Source organism: Bordetella genomosp. 1 (assembly GCF_002261335.1).
Lineage (GTDB): Bacteria > Pseudomonadota > Gammaproteobacteria > Burkholderiales > Burkholderiaceae_B > Bordetella.
The window spans coordinates 34,817-52,642 of sequence record NZ_NEVL01000001.1 but is presented as its reverse complement, the minus strand read 5'-3'; the positions used below and the strand labels follow the sequence as shown (position 1 = coordinate 52,642).

General features: G+C 68.3%; 17 protein-coding genes. 4 read left to right on the top strand and 13 right to left on the bottom strand.

What is annotated here, in order from left to right:
* Position 1: 1 nt before the first annotated feature.
* The gene (locus tag CEG14_RS00220) at positions 2-928 is read right to left on the bottom strand and encodes a Bug family tripartite tricarboxylate transporter substrate binding protein (protein ID WP_255032060.1); all 927 of its coding nucleotides are present in this window, start codon (positions 926-928) and stop codon (positions 2-4) included.
* A 211-nt stretch (positions 929-1,139) separates the two neighbouring features.
* Between CEG14_RS00220 and CEG14_RS00215 the strand changes: the two genes are divergently transcribed.
* On the top strand, positions 1,140-2,051 hold the full coding sequence (locus CEG14_RS00215) for a LysR family transcriptional regulator (protein WP_256985540.1): 912 nt from the start codon (positions 1,140-1,142) through the stop codon (positions 2,049-2,051).
* A 54-nt stretch (positions 2,052-2,105) separates the two neighbouring features.
* On the opposite strand, the gene CEG14_RS00210 is transcribed toward CEG14_RS00215, so the two are convergent.
* The 7 genes from CEG14_RS00210 to CEG14_RS00180 all read right to left on the bottom strand — a co-directional run bounded on the left by CEG14_RS00210 (position 2,106) and on the right by CEG14_RS00180 (position 11,501).
* A complete protein-coding gene (locus CEG14_RS00210; RefSeq protein WP_094824346.1) occupies positions 2,106-3,545 on the bottom strand; it encodes an amidase in 1,440 nt (479 codons plus the stop codon).
* Positions 3,538-5,193: an ABC transporter ATP-binding protein gene (locus CEG14_RS00205; RefSeq protein WP_094824345.1), complete on the bottom strand. Its 1,656-nt coding sequence runs from the start codon at positions 5,191-5,193 to the stop codon at positions 3,538-3,540. Before CEG14_RS00205 ends, CEG14_RS00210 begins: the two co-directional genes overlap by 8 nt.
* Positions 5,193-6,032 carry an ABC transporter permease gene (locus CEG14_RS00200; protein WP_094824344.1) on the bottom strand — a complete coding sequence of 280 codons (840 nt, stop codon included), beginning with the start codon at positions 6,030-6,032 and terminating at the stop codon, positions 5,193-5,195. The genes CEG14_RS00205 and CEG14_RS00200 overlap by 1 nt, the downstream gene beginning before the upstream one ends.
* Positions 6,029-7,006, bottom strand: coding sequence for an ABC transporter permease (locus CEG14_RS00195; RefSeq protein WP_094824343.1), 978 nt, complete (start codon positions 7,004-7,006; stop codon positions 6,029-6,031). Before CEG14_RS00195 ends, CEG14_RS00200 begins: the two co-directional genes overlap by 4 nt.
* The gene (locus CEG14_RS00190; protein ID WP_094824342.1) at positions 7,003-8,601 is read right to left on the bottom strand and encodes an ABC transporter substrate-binding protein; all 1,599 of its coding nucleotides are present in this window, start codon (positions 8,599-8,601) and stop codon (positions 7,003-7,005) included. The genes CEG14_RS00195 and CEG14_RS00190 overlap by 4 nt, the downstream gene beginning before the upstream one ends.
* 65 nt (positions 8,602-8,666) lie before the next feature.
* Entirely contained in the window at positions 8,667-9,986 is a 1,320-nt protein-coding gene (locus tag CEG14_RS00185) for an ArgE/DapE family deacylase (RefSeq protein WP_094825230.1), read from the bottom strand.
* 351 nt (positions 9,987-10,337) lie between these two features.
* Entirely contained in the window at positions 10,338-11,501 is a 1,164-nt protein-coding gene (locus tag CEG14_RS00180; protein WP_094824341.1) for an alpha-hydroxy acid oxidase, read from the bottom strand.
* A gap of 178 nt (positions 11,502-11,679) precedes the next feature.
* On the opposite strand from CEG14_RS00180, the gene CEG14_RS00175 reads away from it, so the two are divergent.
* Complete coding sequence (locus tag CEG14_RS00175; RefSeq protein WP_094824340.1) at positions 11,680-11,964, top strand: acylphosphatase; 285 nt, start codon at positions 11,680-11,682, stop codon at positions 11,962-11,964.
* A gap of 32 nt (positions 11,965-11,996) precedes the next feature.
* Here the strand turns inward: CEG14_RS00175 and CEG14_RS00170 are convergent, their stop codons facing one another.
* Both CEG14_RS00170 and CEG14_RS00165 read right to left on the bottom strand, forming a co-directional pair.
* A complete protein-coding gene (locus tag CEG14_RS00170; protein ID WP_094824339.1) occupies positions 11,997-12,989 on the bottom strand; it encodes a Bug family tripartite tricarboxylate transporter substrate binding protein in 993 nt (330 codons plus the stop codon).
* Between the two features lie 109 nt (positions 12,990-13,098).
* On the bottom strand, positions 13,099-14,517 hold the full coding sequence (locus CEG14_RS00165) for an amidase (RefSeq protein WP_094824338.1): 1,419 nt from the start codon (positions 14,515-14,517) through the stop codon (positions 13,099-13,101).
* Positions 14,518-14,656: 139 nt separating this feature from the next.
* On the opposite strand from CEG14_RS00165, the gene CEG14_RS00160 reads away from it, so the two are divergent.
* Positions 14,657-15,466 carry an IclR family transcriptional regulator gene (locus CEG14_RS00160; RefSeq protein ID WP_094824337.1) on the top strand — a complete coding sequence of 270 codons (810 nt, stop codon included), beginning with the start codon at positions 14,657-14,659 and terminating at the stop codon, positions 15,464-15,466.
* Between the two features lie 19 nt (positions 15,467-15,485).
* On the opposite strand, the gene CEG14_RS00155 is transcribed toward CEG14_RS00160, so the two are convergent.
* The gene (locus CEG14_RS00155; protein ID WP_094824336.1) at positions 15,486-15,983 is read right to left on the bottom strand and encodes a GNAT family N-acetyltransferase; all 498 of its coding nucleotides are present in this window, start codon (positions 15,981-15,983) and stop codon (positions 15,486-15,488) included.
* 113 nt (positions 15,984-16,096) lie between these two features.
* On the opposite strand from CEG14_RS00155, the gene CEG14_RS00150 reads away from it, so the two are divergent.
* Complete coding sequence (locus CEG14_RS00150; RefSeq protein WP_094824335.1) at positions 16,097-16,531, top strand: DUF3806 domain-containing protein; 435 nt, start codon at positions 16,097-16,099, stop codon at positions 16,529-16,531.
* A 123-nt stretch (positions 16,532-16,654) separates the two neighbouring features.
* On the opposite strand, the gene CEG14_RS00145 is transcribed toward CEG14_RS00150, so the two are convergent.
* Positions 16,655-17,152: a hypothetical protein gene (locus tag CEG14_RS00145; RefSeq protein ID WP_143277155.1), complete on the bottom strand. Its 498-nt coding sequence runs from the start codon at positions 17,150-17,152 to the stop codon at positions 16,655-16,657.
* Positions 17,149-17,802, bottom strand: coding sequence for a SatD family protein (locus CEG14_RS00140; protein WP_094824333.1), 654 nt, complete (start codon positions 17,800-17,802; stop codon positions 17,149-17,151). Before CEG14_RS00140 ends, CEG14_RS00145 begins: the two co-directional genes overlap by 4 nt.
* Positions 17,803-17,826: the final 24 nt, after the last annotated feature.

Here is a 17,826-nt window from a genome sequence, read left to right as displayed (position 1 = left end):
GTCAATCCAGGCGGATGGATGCGCGTTTGGCCACGCCGCACCACTTGTCGATCTCGTCGTCGATCATGCTGGCGAAGGCCTTGCCGGTGATGTCCACCGGCTGCGCGCCCTGTTGTTCCAGATAGCCGCGCATGGCCGGCTTGGCCAGCACCTTGTGCAGCGCCTGCGTGAGCGGCTCGCGCACGTCGGCGGGCAGGTTGGCCGGCGCAAACAGCCCGAACCACACCATGGCCTCGTAGCCGGCATAGCCGGATTCGGCCACCGTGGGCACGTCGGGCAGCATGGCCGAGCGCGTGGGCGAGGTCACCGCCAGCGCGGTGAGCTTGCCGTCCTTGATGTAGGGATAGGAGGTCATGACCACGTCCATCATGGCGTCGACCTGGCCGCCCACCACGTCGATCAGCGCCGGGCCCGAGCCGCGATAGGGCACGTGCACCATGTTCACGCCGGCCGTCGCCTTGAAGAGCTCGGCGCCCAGGTGGTTGGAGGTGCCCTGGCCGTTGGACGCATACGAATGGCCCTCGGGCTCGCGCTTGAGCAGGGCCACGAACTCCGGCAGCGTGCGCGCCTTCACGTTGCGGTTCACCACCAGCACGTTCGGAATGGTGGCCACCACCGCCAGCGGCGTGAAGTCCTTGCGCGGGTCGTAGGGCAGCTTGCTGTAGATGCAGGTGGCGCTGCCGTGCGTGCTCACCGAGCCCATCAGGATGGTGTAGCCGTCGGCCGGCTGGCGCGCCACGTACTCGGTGCCCACCGTGCCGCCGGCGCCGGGGCGGTTTTCCACGATGACGTTGCCGCCGGTTTCCTGCGACACGCCCTCGGCGATCTTGCGTGCGATCAGGTCGGTGGATCCCCCCGCGGCGAACGGCACCACGATGCGCACCACCTTGTCGGGCCAGGCGGCCCACGAAGCGGCGCTCGCCGCCATCAGCACTACAGCCGATAGCGCTCGCGCGCCAATGCGAATACCCTTTGCTGCCATTGTTTTCCCCATTTTTGTGTAGGTAGTAACTGCAAGGAGATGGCTTGCGCCATCGAAAGGCTCGCTGCAACCATGGCGTCATACTAGGCGCGCGCCCGGCCGCGCAGCAGGCCATGCGAGTTATGTTTCCATCAATGGCGTTTATGGAAGCCCCGTCTTGAAGCACCCCGACCTGAACCTGCTGCTGCACTTCGAGGCCCTGATGAGCTGCCGCAACGTCACGCGGGCGGCCGAGCAGCTGGGCGTGACGCAGCCGGCCATGAGCGCGGCGCTCACCCGGCTGCGCAAGCTGTTCGGCGATCCCTTGCTGGAGCGCGACGGCGGCGGCTGGGCGCCGACCGAACGGGCCTGTGAGCTGCACGCCGAATTCCGGCCGCTGCTGGACCGCTGGCGCCACGCCACGCGCGAGCACCACGAGTTCTCGCCGGGATCGTCGGCGCGCACGCTGGCGCTCTACGCCACCGACTACGTGCAGTTCCGGCTGTTGCCGCGCGTGGTGCCGGCGCTGGCCCGCGCCGCGCCGAACTTCCACCTGCGCGTGCTGCCCGCGAGGCCGCTGCACGGCCTGAGCATGCTCGACACCAATCATGTGGAATTGATCGCGGGATACTTCCCCGATCCGCCGCCGGACCTGCGCACGCGCCTGCTGTTCGAGGAGCCCGCCGTCTGCCTGGTGCGCGAGGGTCATCCCTGCCTGGCCTCGCCATGGCACCTGCAGGCCTATCTGCGCCACGAACACGTGGACCTGGCCGCGCACACGCGCCACTTCGGCGGCGCGATCGACCGCGCGCTGCAGGCCCACGGCCAGCACCGCCGCATCGTCGCCACGCTGTCGAGCTACCTGGCCTGTCCGTCGCTGGTCGGCGCCTCCGACCTGATCGCCAGCGTGCCCGAGAGCATCGCGCGCACCTTCGCGTCGTCCACGCGCACCGTGATCCTGCCGCTGCCGCTGGCCCTGCCCACGATCGCGATCTCGCTCTACTGGCACGAGCGCTACCAGGACGACGCGGCCCACGCCTGGCTGCGTCAGCTGATCGCCGAACACATGCCGGTCAGCGCGCGCACATAAAAAAACGCGCCTCGCCGCGTCAAGACGGCGAGGCGCGCAAAGATCCCCCCGCCGTCAGGCGAAGATGGTCTTGCGGCCGGCCCAGGGCGCGGCCGCTTCGAGTTGCGCCGACAGCCGCAGCACCAGGTCCTCGCGGCCGAAGCGCCCGATCAGCTGCGTGGCCACCGGCACGTTGTCCTCGGTCCACGACAGCGGCAGCGTGGCCGCCGGCTGGCCCGACGCATTGATGGCGGCCAGGAAGGTCGCGTAGCGCGATATCTTGCGGCGGTAGTCCATCAACGAACCCACCAGCATCAGCTCGCCGATGCGTTCCGGCAGGCGCGTGAGCGCCGGCGTCAGGATCAGGTCGTAGCCGGGGTCGAACGCCGTTTCCAGCGCGCGGCCGATGGCGTGCAGGCGATTGATGGAATCCACGTACTGCGCCGCGCCCAGCGTCTTGCCGAGCTCGTAGCCGTCGCGGATGGCGGGCTCGAGGTCGTCGTCGCGCAGCGCGCGGCCCAGCACGCCCAGACGCGTGTCGGTCGCCAGCACGATGTTGGAGGCGAGGATTGTGCCGTGCGCGCGCACGAAGCCCTCGTAGTCGATCCGGGGCGGCGTCGCGTCGATGACCTCGTGGCCCAGGTCGCGGCACAAGGTCGCGGCGTGGTCCACCGCGGCGAGGCTGACCGGATCGATCGCGATGTCGTCGCTCCATGCCGCGCGCCACACCGCGATGCGCAGCGGCCGGTCGAAGGGCTGCGCCAGCGCGTCCAGGTACGAGCCGTCCTTGGGCGGCGCGGCATAGGGATTGCCGGCCTGGTAGCCGCTGATGGCGTCCATCGCGGCGGCGGTGTCGCGCACGCTGCGCGAGAGCACGCCATCGCTCGCCATGCCGCCCCAGCCCTCGCCGCGCAGCGGGCCCATGGGCACGCGTCCGCGCGAGGGCTTCAGGCCATAGATGCCGCAGCAGGCGGCCGGGATGCGGATCGAGCCGCCGCCGTCGCTGCCGTGCGCCACCGGCACGATGCCGGCCGCGACCGCCGCGGCCGCGCCGCCGCTGCTGCCGCCGGCCGAACGCTCGCGGTTGCGCGGGTTCAGCGTGGGGCCGCCGTTGCGCAGCGCCTCGGTCGTGGGCGCCATGCACAGCTCGGGCACGGTCGAACGCGCGAACGACAGGAAACCCGCCGCGTCGAAACGCTCGGTCAGCGTGGCATCCACCGTGTAGGTCGTGTCATTGAACAGGCGCGAGCCGATCGACGAGGGGAAGCGGCGCGAGGCCAGCCCCGAGTCCTTCAGCAGGAAGGGCACGCCGTGGAACGCGCCGCGCGGCTTCCAGTCGCGCGCCAGCGCGCGCGACTCGTCGTAGCGTTCGTAGCAGATCGCGTTGAGCTCGGCGCCGCGCGTCTGCGCCAGCTCGATGGCGCACTCCAACAGCTCCGGCGTCGTCACTTCGCCCTGTTGCAGCAGGCGCGCCAGCGCCAGCCCGTCGAGCGACTCATATTCACTGCTATGCATACTGCGTGCTCCTGGCCGCGTCGGCCTGAGATTGCGGGGAGCCTGGCGCGTCGTCGAACACCGGCTTGGACCAGTCCTGGCCCGGGATCGATGCGATCAGGCGGCGGGTGTATTCGTGTTGCGGCTGGTAGAAGATGTCCTGCGCACGATTGAGCTCGACCAGCTCGCCCTGCCGCATCACCGCGATGCGGTCGCAGATCTGCGCCGCCACGCGCAGGTCGTGCGTGATGAACAGCACCGACAGATGCAGCTGGTCGCTGATGCGCGCGAGCAGGTCCAGCACCTGGGCCTGGATCGACACGTCGAGCGCCGACACCGCCTCGTCGGCCACCAGCAGGCGCGGCTTGAGCGCGAGCGCGCGCGCGATGCCGATACGCTGGCGCTGGCCGCCCGAAAACTGGTGCGGGAAGCGATCACCGGCGTCGCCGCCCAGCCCGACCAGCTCGAGCAGCTCGCGCGCCTGCTTCATGGCCTCGCGCCGGTCCACGCCGTAGGCGATGGGCCCCTGCGAGATGGCGTCGGCGATGCGATGGCGCGGGTTCAGCGACGCATACGGATCCTGGAACACCATCTGGATCTGGCGCCGGAAGGGGCGGAAGCCCTGCGTCGACAGGCCCACCAGCTCGGTGCCTTCCATCTTCACGCTGCCGCCATCGGGGTGGATCAGCCCGATCAGGGTGCGGCCGAGCGTGGACTTGCCCGAGCCCGACTCGCCCACCAGGCCCAGGGTCTCGCCCTGGTGGATGGTGAGGCTGATGTCCTTCAGGGCGTCGACACGGCGGTTGCCGTCGCCGAAGGTCTTGCGCAGGCGGTCCACCACCATCAGGGGCACGCCGGCGGGCACGTCGGCCTTGCCTTCGGGCTTGTGCGGCACGGCCTCGATCAGCTGGCGCGTGTAGGGATGCTGCGGCCGGTTGAGGATCTCTTCGGCGCTGCCCGATTCCACCACCTCGCCCTTGCGCATCACCACGATGCGGTCGGCGATCTCGGCCACCACGCCGAAGTCGTGCGTGATGAAGATCACGCCGATGCCCATGCGGCGCTGGATGTCCTTGATGAGCGTGAGGATCTGGGCCTGCGTGGTCACGTCGAGCGCGGTGGTCGGCTCGTCGGCGATCAGCACGTCGGGCTCGAGCGCGAGCGCCATGGCGATCACCACGCGCTGGCGCTGGCCGCCCGAGAGCTGGAACGGGTAGGCCTCGTAGATGGCCTCGGGATCGGGCAGCAGCACGCCGCCGAACAGCTCCAGCACGCGCGCGCGGCGCTGGGCCGCGTTCATGTCGGTATGGCGTTCGAGCACCTCGTCGACCTGGCGGCCGACGCGCATGATGGGATTGAGCGCGGTCATGGGCTCCTGGAACACCATGCCGAACGACTTGCCGCGCAGCTTGTACCACTCCGACAGCGGCAGGCCGACCAGGTCGCGCTCGCGGTAGCGGATGTGGCCGCCGGTGACGTGCAGCTGATCCGGCGGCAACAGCCCCATCACCGCATGCGCCGTGACCGACTTGCCCGAGCCCGATTCGCCCACCACGCACAGCACTTCGTTGCTGTTGACGGTGTAGCTCACGCCGCGCACCACCTGCGCATCCGGGCCGGCATGCGCCACCGAGACGCACAGGCCGTTGATTTCGAGTATGGCGCCCATCACGTGCTCCTCTTGCGGGCCAGCTTCGGATTGAGCGCGTCGTTGAGCGCCTCGCCGATCAGGTTGAGCGCCAGCACCGTCGCCAGGATGGCCACGCCGGGGAACACGCTCATCCACCACGCGTCGCGCAGCACCGAGCGCGACGCGCCGATGATGTAGCCCCACGTCATGGAGTTGGGATCGCCCAGGCCCAGGAAGCTCAGCGCCGACTCCAGCAGGATGGCGCTGGCGATCATCAGCGAGCCCGACACGATCACGGGCGACAGGCTGTTGGGCAGGATCTGGGTCAGGATGATGCGCAGGTTCGACTGGCCGCTCAGCACGGCGGCCTGCACGAACTCGCGGTTCTTCAGGCTCATGAACTCGGCGCGCACCAGCCGCGCCAGCGGCGGCCACGACACGACCGCGATGGCCAGAATCACCGTGCCCATGCTGGGCGTGAGGATCGCCACCAGCACCACCGCCAGGAAGAAGCTGGGGATGGTCTGGAACAGCTCGATGAAGCCCACCACGGCCTGGTCGACCTTGCCGCCGTAGAAGCCGGCGGCCGCGCCCATGCTGATGCCGAAGATGATCGACACCGCGGTCGACACGCCGGCCAGCAGCAGCGTCACGCGGGCGCCATAGGCGATGCCGCTGGCGATGTCGCGGCCCAGCATGTCGGTGCCCAGCGGCGCGCCCTCGGTGAGCGGCGGCATGAAGGGGCCGTTGGCGATGTCCCAGGGGCTGCCCGGGAACACCCAGCCGGCCACCAGCGCCAGCAGGCAGACCGCCGCCAGCACCGCCAGGCCGATGATGCCGCCCTTGTTGCGGCAAAAGGATGCGAAGAACGACGTCATTTCAACTCAATCCGAGGATCGGCCACCGAATACAGCATGTCGGTCACCAGGTTGACGATCACCACCAGCAGCGAGGCCACGAAGAACACGCCCAGCAGGATGCTGTAGTCGCGTTGCAGCAGGGCATCGAAGGCGAGCCGGCCGATGCCGGGCCACGCGAACACGGTCTCCACCAGCAGCGCGCCGCCGATCAGGCCGCCGGCCTGGATGCCGGCATACGTGATCACCGGCAGCAGCGCGTTGCGCAGCACGTGGCGCGTGATGACGGTGCGCTCGGACAGCCCCTTGGCGCGCGCGGTCTTCACGAAGTCGAGCTGGCTCACCTCCAGGATCGAGGCCCGCGTCAGGCGCGTGTACACCGCCATGTAGAACATGCCGAGCGTGAGCGCAGGCAGCAGCAGATGCTGGCCGATGTCGAGGAAGCGGGCGAAGCCGCTGAGGTTGGCGCCCACCGTCTCGTAGCCGAACGCCGGCAGCCATTCGAGCTGCACCGAGAAGATCAGCACCAGCATCAGCCCGACCCAGAACAGCGGCGTGGCGTAGGCCAGCATCGAGAGCACCGTGATGGCCGTGTCGCCCCACTTGCCGACCCGCAGCGCCGCCTGCGTGCCGAGGCTGACGCCGGTGAGCACCGCGAACACGAAGGCGGTGAGCGTGAGCGCGAGCGTCGCGGGCAGGTGCTGCATGATCAGCGACGACACCGACTCCTGCTGGCGGTACGAATAGCCGAGGTCCAGCGTCGCGATGTTCTTCAGGTACAGGCCGAGCTGCACGATCACCGGCTTGTCGAGCCCGAACTCCTTGTTGAGCTGCTCGATGTACTGCGCGTCGGCCGCGCCCGACTGGCCCGCCAGGATTTCGGCGGGCGTGCCGGGCGCGCCCCGTACCAGGAAAAAGTTGAACAGCGCGATCGCCAGGAGCACCAGGATGCTCTTGACGGCGCGTCTCCCGAGGAATGCGCCGATCTTCTTCATTGCTTGGACAGCCAGGCGTCGGCGTAGGTGTCCACCGCGCCCAGACCGGTCGTGATGGCGTCATGCACGCGCTTGTTGAGGAAGGTGGTGTAGTTGGTGTCGGCGATCCACACCACCGGCACGTCTTCCACCAGGATCTGCTGCACTTCCGAGTAGAGCTTCTGACGCTCTTCGTCGGTCGGCGCGACGGCCGCCTTGTTGAACAGCTCGTCGACCTTGGGGTTGTTGTATTGCGAGGTGTTGGTGAACATCAGGCCCTTCTTGATGTTCGAGCCCAGGTAGGTGCGCGCCACGCCGATGGCGGGGTCGCCGTACTGGAACACGCCGTTCATGCCCATGTCGTAGTCCCAGTTGCCCACGCGCGTGGTCCAGCCGCCGACGTCGGTGTTCTCGATGTTCACCGCGATGCCGATCTTCGACAGGTTCTGCTTGATGTACTCGGCCATGCGGCGGTGCATCTCGCCGTAGGGCAGCGGGATCAGGCCGACCGTGGCGCGCACGCCCTTGCTGTCGGGCTTGAGGCCCATCTCGTCGAGCAGCGCGGCCGCCTTCTTCGGATCGTAGGGATACTTCTTGACGTTGGCGTCGTAGAAGCGCGTGTTGTGGTGGATCGGGCCGGTGGCCAGCGTCGACGAACCGAAGGTGATCTTGTCGACGATGAACTGGCGGTCGATGCCGTACATCAGCGCCTGGCGGAAGCGCTTGTCGTCGAAGGGCTTGCGGCCCTGGTTCAACTCGATCCAGTTCATGGTCGACCAGTATTCGTAGCCGCGCTGGATGGCGTTGACGTGCGGCAGCTTGGCCAGGCGCGGCAGGTCGAACGGCTCGATGTCGTTGAGCCAGGCCTGCATCACGGTGCCCTGCTCGATGGCCAGGCGGCGCGACGCGGCGTCGGGAATCACGCGATAGGTGATGCCGTCGAGGTAGGGCCGGCCTTCCTTCCAGTAGTGCTCGTTCTTCACCAGCTCGATGTAGGAGCCGCGCTGCCATTGCTTGAACTTGAACGGGCCGGTGCCGACCGGCGCGTTGTTGTGCGGGTTCTGCGCCAGGTCGGTGCCGGCGTAGAGATGCTTGGGCAGGATCGCGCCGCCGCCGATGTCGAACGAATACAGGAAGGCGGAGTAGGGCGTCTTGAGCTTGAACACCACCGTGTCCTTGTCCGGCGCGGTGATGTCTTCGATGAAGCCCATCAGCGTGCGCGTGCGCGGCGTCTTCGACAGGATTTCCTTGTACGAGAACACCACGTCGTCGGAGCTGAACGGCTTGCCGTCGTGCCACTGCACGTTGGGCTGCAGATGGAAGGTGTAGGTCAGCTTGTCGGCCGACACGTCCCACGACTTCGCCAGGCTGGGCATGGGCTCGAGCTTGCTGGAGTAGGTCAGCAGGCTCTCGTAGATCTTGCCCGCCACCAGCTGCGTCACGGCCACCTGCTGCACGGCCACGTTGAGGTTGGGCGGCTCGGGGCTCAGGATGGCGGTCAGCACGCCGCCGTATTGCGGCGTCTCATCGGCGGCCATCACGGCAGGGGCCAGGGTCAGCGCGGCGGCGGCCACGGCGCCTTGCAGCAGGGCACGGCGAACGGAATCGAAGGTCATGTCGGATCTCTCACAGGGGTCTTACGAAGGGCGCGCACGGCGCCCGCGAGCACGGCAGCGGGTGATCAGGCGTCGATGGGTTCGACACCGCACCAGTCATTGAGGAACAGCGCCATGGCGGTGGTGACGCGCAGCATGCTGTCGAGCGAGACGCGCTCGTCGAAGCCGTGCACGCTCTGCGCGATCGGGCCGTAGCAGGTCACGGGCACGTCCATCAGCATGCGGAAGTGGCGGCCGTCGGTCGTGCCGGTGAGGGCCTGGCGGCCGGGCAGCGCGCCGGTCACGCGCTTGTGCGCGTCGGCCAGCAGCTGCATCGGCGCGTTGTCGAGGTCGTATTCGCAGCCGGGCGCGTGGAAGCCCTCGAAGCGGATCTCGACCTTGATGTCCGATTCGTTCAGGCCCGCCACCACGGCGTCGATGCGCTCGGTGACGATGCGCTTGGCTTCCTCGATGGTCATGTCGGGATAGCAGGCCAGGCGCAGGCCGAGCGTGCACACGCTGGGCACCGACGAGTTCCAGTCACCGGCATGGATCTGGCCGAGATTGAAGTTGATCGGGTGGGCGTGTTCGCGATAGGCCGGGTGGCGGTTCTCGGGCAGGTTCCATTCGGCCTCGAGGGCCTTGACCGCATCGACGATGCGCAGGCCCGCCTCGACCGGGTTCACGCCGGTGGTCATGTAGGCGGCGTGCGCGGGCTTGCCCAGCACGTCCACGTACATCCAGAACACGCCGAGCTGCGCGGCCATCAGCTTTTCCTGCAGCGGCTCCGGAATGATCACCGCGTCGAACGCAGTGAGCTTGGCCGCGCCGATCGCGCTCTGCAGCGCGCTCACGCTGGCGAGCGTGCCGTTGCCGGTGTTCTCTTCCTCGAGCACGCCGTTGAAGCCCACGGCGCCCGCGGGCTGCAGGCCGAGCGTCTGCAGCGCCTTGAACGCGGCCAGCGCGCACACGATGCCGGCCTTCATGTCGCCCGCGCCGCGGCCGTAGAGCCAGCCATCGCGCACCTCGCCCGAGAAGGGCGGGATGGTCCACATGTCATGCGGGCCGGTCGGCACCACGTCGAGGTGACCATTGAACAGCACCGAGCGGCCGCCGGCGCTGCGCGGCTCGTGGCGCGCCAGCACGTTGTAGCGGCCGCCGTCCGGGCAGCACGCGGGCGAGTACAGCGGCAGATCCTTGAGCTGCTCGTCGCGCAGGTAGATGCGCTCGGAGGGCAGGCCCAGCTTGGCGAGCTCGCTCTCCATGAATTCGGCGGCGGAAATTTCCTGACCCAGCAGGCTGTCGCATTGCACCATGCCGCGCAGCGTCTCGATCATGTAATCGCGCAGACCGGAAACGGCCTCCTCGATCTGTTCAAATTCCAGTGTTTCGATGCGGCCACTCATCACGTTCTCCGGGGCGATGACAAAGTAGTCCGGATACTGCATCCAAACTGGACCCGCTGATAGTTCCAGTTTTTTTGGATTTGAAGGAGCCACTGCCCAAAACCCCATAAAACAAGGGTTATCCCCATTCAGGGATAACCCTTGCGCGCGCAACCAATTGCGAAGCGGGCGGTTTCGACGCGCACCTGGCGGCGCCGCTGAACGCGTGCGAGAAGCTGCGATGCGGGCATGAAGGGCCGCGCTCGGGCCATGCCGGGCGTGGGCTCGGGCGCTGCGCGACAGGCAAAGAAAAACCGCCCGGCGCCGATCAGGGCGCACGGGCGGCGTGCAGGGCGGGCAGGCGCGCCGCGATCAGGTCGGGTAGGTGCCTGGCACCAGCAGGCTGCGGTCGATCTGCGAGACGTGCTTGCGGCCGCACAGGGCCATCGTCACGTCCATTTCCTTGTAGAGGATCTCGAGCGCGCGCGTCACGCCGGCCTGGCCATAGGCGCCCAGGCCATACAGGAAGGCGCGGCCGATCATGGCGCCGCGGGCCCCCAGGGCCACCGACTTGAGGATGTCCTGGCCGCCGCGGATGCCGCCGTCGATCAGCACCTCGATGCGCGAGCCCACGGCCTGCGCGATCGAGGGCAGCACTTCGATCGACGACTGCGCGCCGTCGAGCTGGCGCCCGCCGTGGTTGCTCACGATCAGCGCGTCGGCGCCGCTCTGCGCGGCCAGCTCGGCGTCTTCGACGTCGAGGATGCCCTTGATGATGAGCTTGCCGCCCCAGCGGTCCTTGATCCACTTGACGTCGTCCCAGCTCAGGCGCGGGTCGAACTGCTCGGCGGTCCAGGCCGACAGCGACGACAGGTCGCTCACGCCCTTGGCGTGGCCCACGATGTTGCCGAAGGTGCGGCGCTTGGTGCCGAGCATGCTCATGCACCAGCGCGGCTTGGTGGCCAGGTTGATGAGGTTGCGCAGCGTGGGCTTGGGCGGCGTGGAGAGGCCGTTCTTGATGTCTTTGTGGCGCTGGCCGAGGATCTGCAGGTCGAGCGTGAGCACCAGCGCCGAGCAGCCGGCCGCCTTGGCGCGGTCGATCAGGTTGGCGCAGAACTCGCGGTCGCGCATCACGTAGAGCTGGAACCAGAACGGCTTGCCGGTGGCCTGGGCCACGTCTTCGATCGAGCAGATGCTCATGGTCGACAGCGTGAAGGGCACGCCGAAGTCGGCGGCCGCGCGCGCGGCGAGCATCTCGCCGTCGGCGTGCTGCATGCCGGTGAGGCCGGTCGGCGCGATCGCCAGCGGCATCACGGCATCGCTGCCCACCAGGGTGGTGCGCAGCGACCGGCCTTCCATGTCGACGGCCACGCGCTGGCGCAGCTTGATCTTCTGGAAGTCTTCCTGGTTGGCGCGATAGGTGCCTTCGGTCCAGGCGCCGGAGTCGGCGTAGTCGTAGAACATGCGGGGCACGCGCTTTTGCGCAATCACCCGCAGGTCTTCGATGCAGGTGATCTTGGAGAGATCTTGGCTCATGGGATGGGTCGAAAGGAATCGCGGTCTGTGCGCCCCGCGTGGCGCGCCGGCAGGTGCCGAGGCGGGGCCAGTATACGCCCCGCTCGCGGGCCGGGCGCCTGGCCCGGGTCATAATGAACCGATAAAATTTGGATGCAGCGCAACATGTGCGCCATTGGATCACCAAGGAAACAGACTCATGCAAGACGCCCCCATCGAGACCATCCACGTCGTCGTCAAGGGCAAGGTGCAGGGCGTCGGCTACCGCCACGCCACCGTGCGCCGGGCTCATATGATCGGCGCCACCGGCTGGGTGCAGAACATGCTCGACGGCACCGTCGAAGCGCTGGTGCAGGGCACGCCCGACCAGGTCGACCAGATGCTGGAATGGCTGCGCCGCGGCCCGCCCGAGGCCGTGGTCACCGAGCTCGAGTCGCGCCGCGACGACACCGACAAGCGCTTTCGCCACTTCGCGCAGCACTGAGCCGGGCGGGCACCGGGCCCGCCCGCGGTGGATCACTCCACCTTGATGCCGGCCGCCTTGATCACGCCGGCGTTGCGCTCGAGCTCCTGCTCGACGCGGCCGCGAAACGCCTTCGGATCGGCGTAGAACGGATCGAAACCCAGCTCCTTGAGCTTCTCCAGCGTCTGCGGCTCGGCCAGCATCTCGCGCACCTGCGTGCTGAGCTTGTCGACCACCGGCTGCGGCGTGCCCTTGGGCGCGACGATGCCGTACCAGGTGATGAAGTCGTAGCCGGCCACGCCCGATTCGTTCACGGTGGGCACATCCGGCACCAGCGACGAACGCGCGGCGCTGGTCAGCGCCACCGCGCGCACCTTGCCGGCACGCATCTGCGGCAGGGCCGCCACGAGGGTATCGATCGACAGCGGGATCTGGCCGCCGATCAGGTCGGTCATGGCGGGCGCGCTGCCGCGATAGGGCACGTGCAGCAGCTTGGCGCCGGTGCGCTGCGCCAGGTACTCGCCTGCGAGGTGCGGCGTGGAGGCCGTGCCGAACGAGCCGAAGCTCAGCGGCTCGGCCTTGGACTTGGTGACCAGATCATTGACCGTGGCCAGCCCGCTCTGCGTGTTGGTCAGGATCACGAACGGAGCGCTGCCCGCGATCGCCACGTACTCGTAGCTCTTGATCGGGTCGTAGCCCAGGTTGGGGTAGAGCAGCGAATTGGTGGTGAAGGTCGGCGCGCCGGTGATCATCAGCGTGTAGCCGTCGGCGGTTGCGCGCGCAACCGCTGCGGCGCCGATGCCCGTGTTGGCGCCGGGACGGTTTTCCACCACCACGCTCTGGCCCAGGCGCTCGCCCAGCTTGGCGGCGAACAGGCGCGCCAGCACGTCGGTGGAGCCGCCCGGCGGGAACGGCACCACCAGCGTCACCGGCTTGGCCGGCCAGTTGCCCGCGGCCGGCGCGGCTTGCGCCGCGGCCAGGCCCGGCAGGGTCAGGAGGGTGGCCAGGCCGAGGCCGGCCAGGCGGTGTAGAGATTTGCGCAACATGTACTGCTTCCCCTGTGTGCGGCGCGCGAAGGCGCCACGTTGTCGATGCAAAGATCGGTTGAATGATGCGCCGGGGCGGGCAATCGCCCCGGCACCCTCGGCGCAGGCCTCAGGCCGGCTTCACCGGCGCCTGCCGCCAGAAGCCCGTGGCCTGCTCGAAGGCATGCGCCAGGCGCAGCACGCCCAGCTCGTCGCGGTAGCGGCCCACGATCTGCAGGCCCACCGGCAAGCCCTCCGGCGTGAAGCCACAGGGCACCGAGATCGCGGGATGGCCGGTGAGCGAGAGGTAGTAGCCCGAACGCATCCAGTCGATGTAGTTGTTCATCGGCGTGCCGTCGATCTCGCGCACGTATTCCTCGTCGGCCGGGAAGGGCGCGACCTGGCTCACCGCGCCGATCAGGAAGTCGTGGTCCTGCATGAAGGCGTGCATGCGCGAGAACAGCGCCGCACGCGAGCGCTCGGCCTGCGCCAGCGCCGCGCCCGGCTGGTTCAGCCCCAGCTCCGTGTTCCAGATCACGGTGTCCTTCATGCGGGCGCGCTCGCGCGCCAGCGTCGGGCCCTGCGTGATCGCGAACGCCAGCCCGCGCAGCACATGGAACGACTCATCGGCGCCGCTGAAATCGGGGCAGGCCTCGGTGACGTGGCAGCCCAGCGCATCGAACACCGATAGTTGCGCGTGCAACGCGGCGGCCACGCGCGGCTCGGTCGGCAGGCCGCCCCAGGTCGGCGCGAAAGCGATGCGGGTGCCCTTGAAGTCGTGTTCGAGCGCGGCCAGGAAGCGCTGCGGATCCTGCTCGATGGAGAGCGGGTCGCGCGCGTCGGGGCCGGCCAGCGCGGCCAGCATCAGCGCCGCGTCGGCCACCGTGCGCGCCATCGGTCCGGCCACGGTCAGGGTGTTGTAGGGCGCGCCATTGGGCAGCTGCGGCACGCGGCCGGGCGAAGGGCGCAGCCCCACCACGTTGCAGAAGCTCGCCGGATTGCGCAGCGAACCGCCCATGTCGGTGCCGTCGGCCAGGGGCAGCATGCGGCAGGCCAGCGCGGCCGCCGCGCCGCCGCTGCTGCCGCCGGCGGTGCGCGAGGTGTCGTAGGGATTGCGGGTGGCGCCGAACAGCGGATTGAAGGTCTGCGACCCGGCGCCGAACTCCGGCATGTTGGTCTTGCCGAGCGTGATCGCGCCGGCGTCCTGCTGCCGCGTGACCACGAGGCTCGACTGCGTCGGCACGAAATCCTCGTACACCGGCGAGCCCCAGGTGGTGCGCATGCCGGCCGTGAGGAAGCAATCCTTGTGCGCCACCGGCAGGCCGTGCAGCAGCCCGCGCGGCTCGCCGCGTGCCTGCGCTTCGTCGCAGGCGAGGGCGCGTGCACGCGCCGCATCGGCGTCGAGGGTGACGATGGCGTTGACCGCCGGGTTCCAGTGCGCGATCGCCGCCAGGTGCGCGTCGACCAGCTCGCGCGCGCTCAAATGCCCGGCCTCCATCTCGGCGCGCATCTGCAACGCGGTCATGCCGCACAGGGTTTCCCAACTCATGGTTTGTCCTCGGTTTGAAGCGGGTGTTTTACTCAAGTATTGCATTACAATACTTAGTACTGCATTCAGATATTTATACGCTGGCGCGAGCGTGGCCCACAATCCGGGTTAACACGGCCGCGCCGGCCTGCCCGCCGCCATGCCCCGCCCCCCTGCCGCCGCCCTCGATCCCGACCTCGCCGACACCCCCGACGGCGCGAATCCGCTCTATGTGGCCTCGCTGGGCAAGGCCATGCGCGTGCTGGAGGCCTTTCGCAGCGCGCGCGAGACGCTCGGCCTGACCGAGCTGGTGCAGCTCACCGGCATGGGCAAGAGCGCCGTGCAGCGCTTCACGCACACCTGGGAAAAGCTGGGATATCTGGTGAAAGACCCGCAGACGCGCCGCTATGGTCTCGGCCCGCAGGTGGTGGAGCTCGGCTATTTCTTCCTGCGCAGCGACCGCCTGGTGTCGCTGGCGGCGCCGCATCTGGTGGCGCTGCGCGAGCGCTGCGGCCTGGCGGTGAACATGAGCGTGCTCGACGGCCCGGAGATGATCTATCTGCTGCGCCTGCCGAGCCGCCAGCTCACGCTCTCCGAGATGCTGGCCGGGCGCCGCATGCCCGCGTGGAGCAACAGCGCCGGCCGCATGCTGCTGTCGCAGCTCGACGACATCGCGCTGGACCATTACTTCGCCACCACCGCCATCAGCGCGTACACCGCCCGCACCGACACCGATCCGGCGCGGCTGGCCGACGAGGTGCGGCAGGCGCGCAGCCAGGGCTATGCCCTGACCCGCGATCAGGTGCTGCTGAACCAGGTGGGCGCGGCCGTGCTGCTGCGCGACGACCTGCGCCGGCCGGTGGCCGCGCTGAACGTCACCGCCGCGGCCGACGAGTACCCGCAGGAGCGACTCGTGCGCGAGATCGTGCCGCAGCTGCTCAAGACCGCGTACGCGATCTCCGGCACCTGAACCCGCGCCGCGCGCGCCCTCAGAGGTCCATCACCATCTCGTGCCACGCCACGCCGCCGTGGTCGGAGGCAGAGGGCCGCACGTAGCGATAGCCGAAGCGTTCGTAGAGCGGCACGTGGCGCGCCTTGCACATCAGGTGGATGGTGCGCTTGCCGCGCTCGCGCATCCGCGCCACGAAACCGTCCATCAGCACGCGCGCATGCCCCTGGCCCTGCCGCGCGGTATCCACCACGACCGACATGATGACCACGTTGGGCGCGGCGGGATCATGGCCGACCAGCGTCTTGAAATCCTCGTCCGACATCACGACCTCGTGGGCGCAGCCGCTGTTGATGAAGCCCACGATCCCGCCGTCGTCCTCCAGCACGAGAAAGCCCTGCGGATACTGCGCGATGCGCAGCCGGATCTTCTCCAGCGTGGCGGCCTCGTCGCCGTCATAGGCGGAGATCTCGATCTGGTGGCAACGTTCGGCATCGCCAGGCACGGCCTGGCGCAACAGGGGAGAGGCGGGGGACAAGACGGACTCCTGGAGAAACAGACGCCATGATAGGAAATGCGAAGCGTGTGTGCACGGCATTCCCCACGGCGGCATGTCATCGCGCCGCACCCGTTCTCGCTTATGCTTGGGCCATGGATCCCAAAATCGAAGCCCTCTCGCCCGCCGAACAGCAACTGCTCGATGACCAGTTTGCCCACGCCGACGAGCTGGTGCAGTCCCACACCCGCAAACCGCTCGACGGCTCGCACGAAGACCTCGTCGCGCTGCAGCGCCTGCTCGACACCAAGACCATCGAGCCCGAGGCGCAGTACACGCTGGAATCGCTCGGCGTGGCCTTCGGCCGCGTCTTCACCAAGCAGTTTCCCGCCTATCACTGGTGCATGGTCGAAGACGAATTCGGCCGCGACCCGGCCGTGCAATACAAGCAGACCTCGCTGCTGGTCTTCCCCAGCCAGATGCTGCTCAAGCGCGTCGAGGAACGCACCCCGTTCACCGTGCCCGGCCTCTACGAAGAAATGCGCATCCAGCTCGACGACATCCGCAACGAGCACTTCCCGGGCGAGTGAGCCGCGGCCAACAATGCCGAAGGGCTGCCGTCAGGCAGCCCTTTGTTTTCCGAGCGACGGCACGTCGGCGCCGCGCGCCAGCGCGTCATCGAGCTGCCTTGCGCCACACGTTCAGACGGCGGCTCAGTGCTTCGCGGTGCGCAGCGTCGCCAGCAGGTCATAGCCCCAGAAATGGTCGAATCCGATCCACGCAAAGGTGATCACGACGGCCCACACGATGCTGAAGAGCGAACCCACGAGGAAATACTCGGCATCGAGCTTTTCGTCGAGCTCCTTGAAACGGGCCACCGTCTTGAGCGCGACGACGGCGGCCAGGATCTCCCAGGAGCCGGTCAGGACGCCCCCGGCGATCAACAGCCGCTCGAAGGTGCCGATCAGGCTGCCGACCTTGGGATGGTCTTTGCGCAGGGGCGGGGCGGGCGGCGCGTTCGCAGCCGTGGCCGCGGCCGCAGCGGTGGCGGCAACCGCATCCGCATGGTCGGCCTTGGCCTGCATCGCCGCTATCAGCCCGCTGCGGCTCAATATCTTCCCGCACAGCCAGTTGCCGACCCGGCTCAACATGAACAGGGCCAGTGCCACGGAGACGACGAATCTTGCGTCAAGCCACCAGGAGATGTTCATGCGAGTCCATAAGCCGAGTCCAGGGCCTGTGCGCTCGACATGAGCGCCTGCCATTCCCGGGCATACAGGTCGAAGCGTCCTGCACGTCGAATCTTGTAGTACGTGGGCGGCGAAATGGCGAGCCGCTCTGCGACATCCGTGCCCCGCTCGTGCTGCGAGGCCAGCACGACTTCCTTTTGTCGGTCCGTCCAGTCGGCTTCGATATCGGTGAGCGCCGCGCCAACGGCCTCCATCAACGTTTCGATCACCGGCTGACCCGGCAGGACGAAGCGGTAGGCATTGCGGTCGCGTTTGTCACCCAGGCGCTCCCGGCTGGCCGCGAAGCCCGGGCCCATCATGTTCCAGGCGCGGTCGGGATTCACCGGCACGTCGAGGCGCACCACGCCCAGCACGAAGCGGCAATCGACCGCGTCTGCAAGCAATTGCGTGCGCAACGACCGAACGATCTCCAGGCCCTCGCTCAGGCTGCGGCTCACGCCCTGGAATTCATCGCCGAGGGTAATGGTGAGCGGGGAAGGCAGGCTCGCGCCATGGGTACGGTTGGCGGCGTCGATCGCAGCGTTGAACGCGTGATGCAGGCGCGGCACCGACCCCGTGCCTTCGCTGGACACGAGGTCGCCCATGACGACGGCGTGGGAATAGTGATTCATAGGCAACCGGGGAAGCTCCGAGGC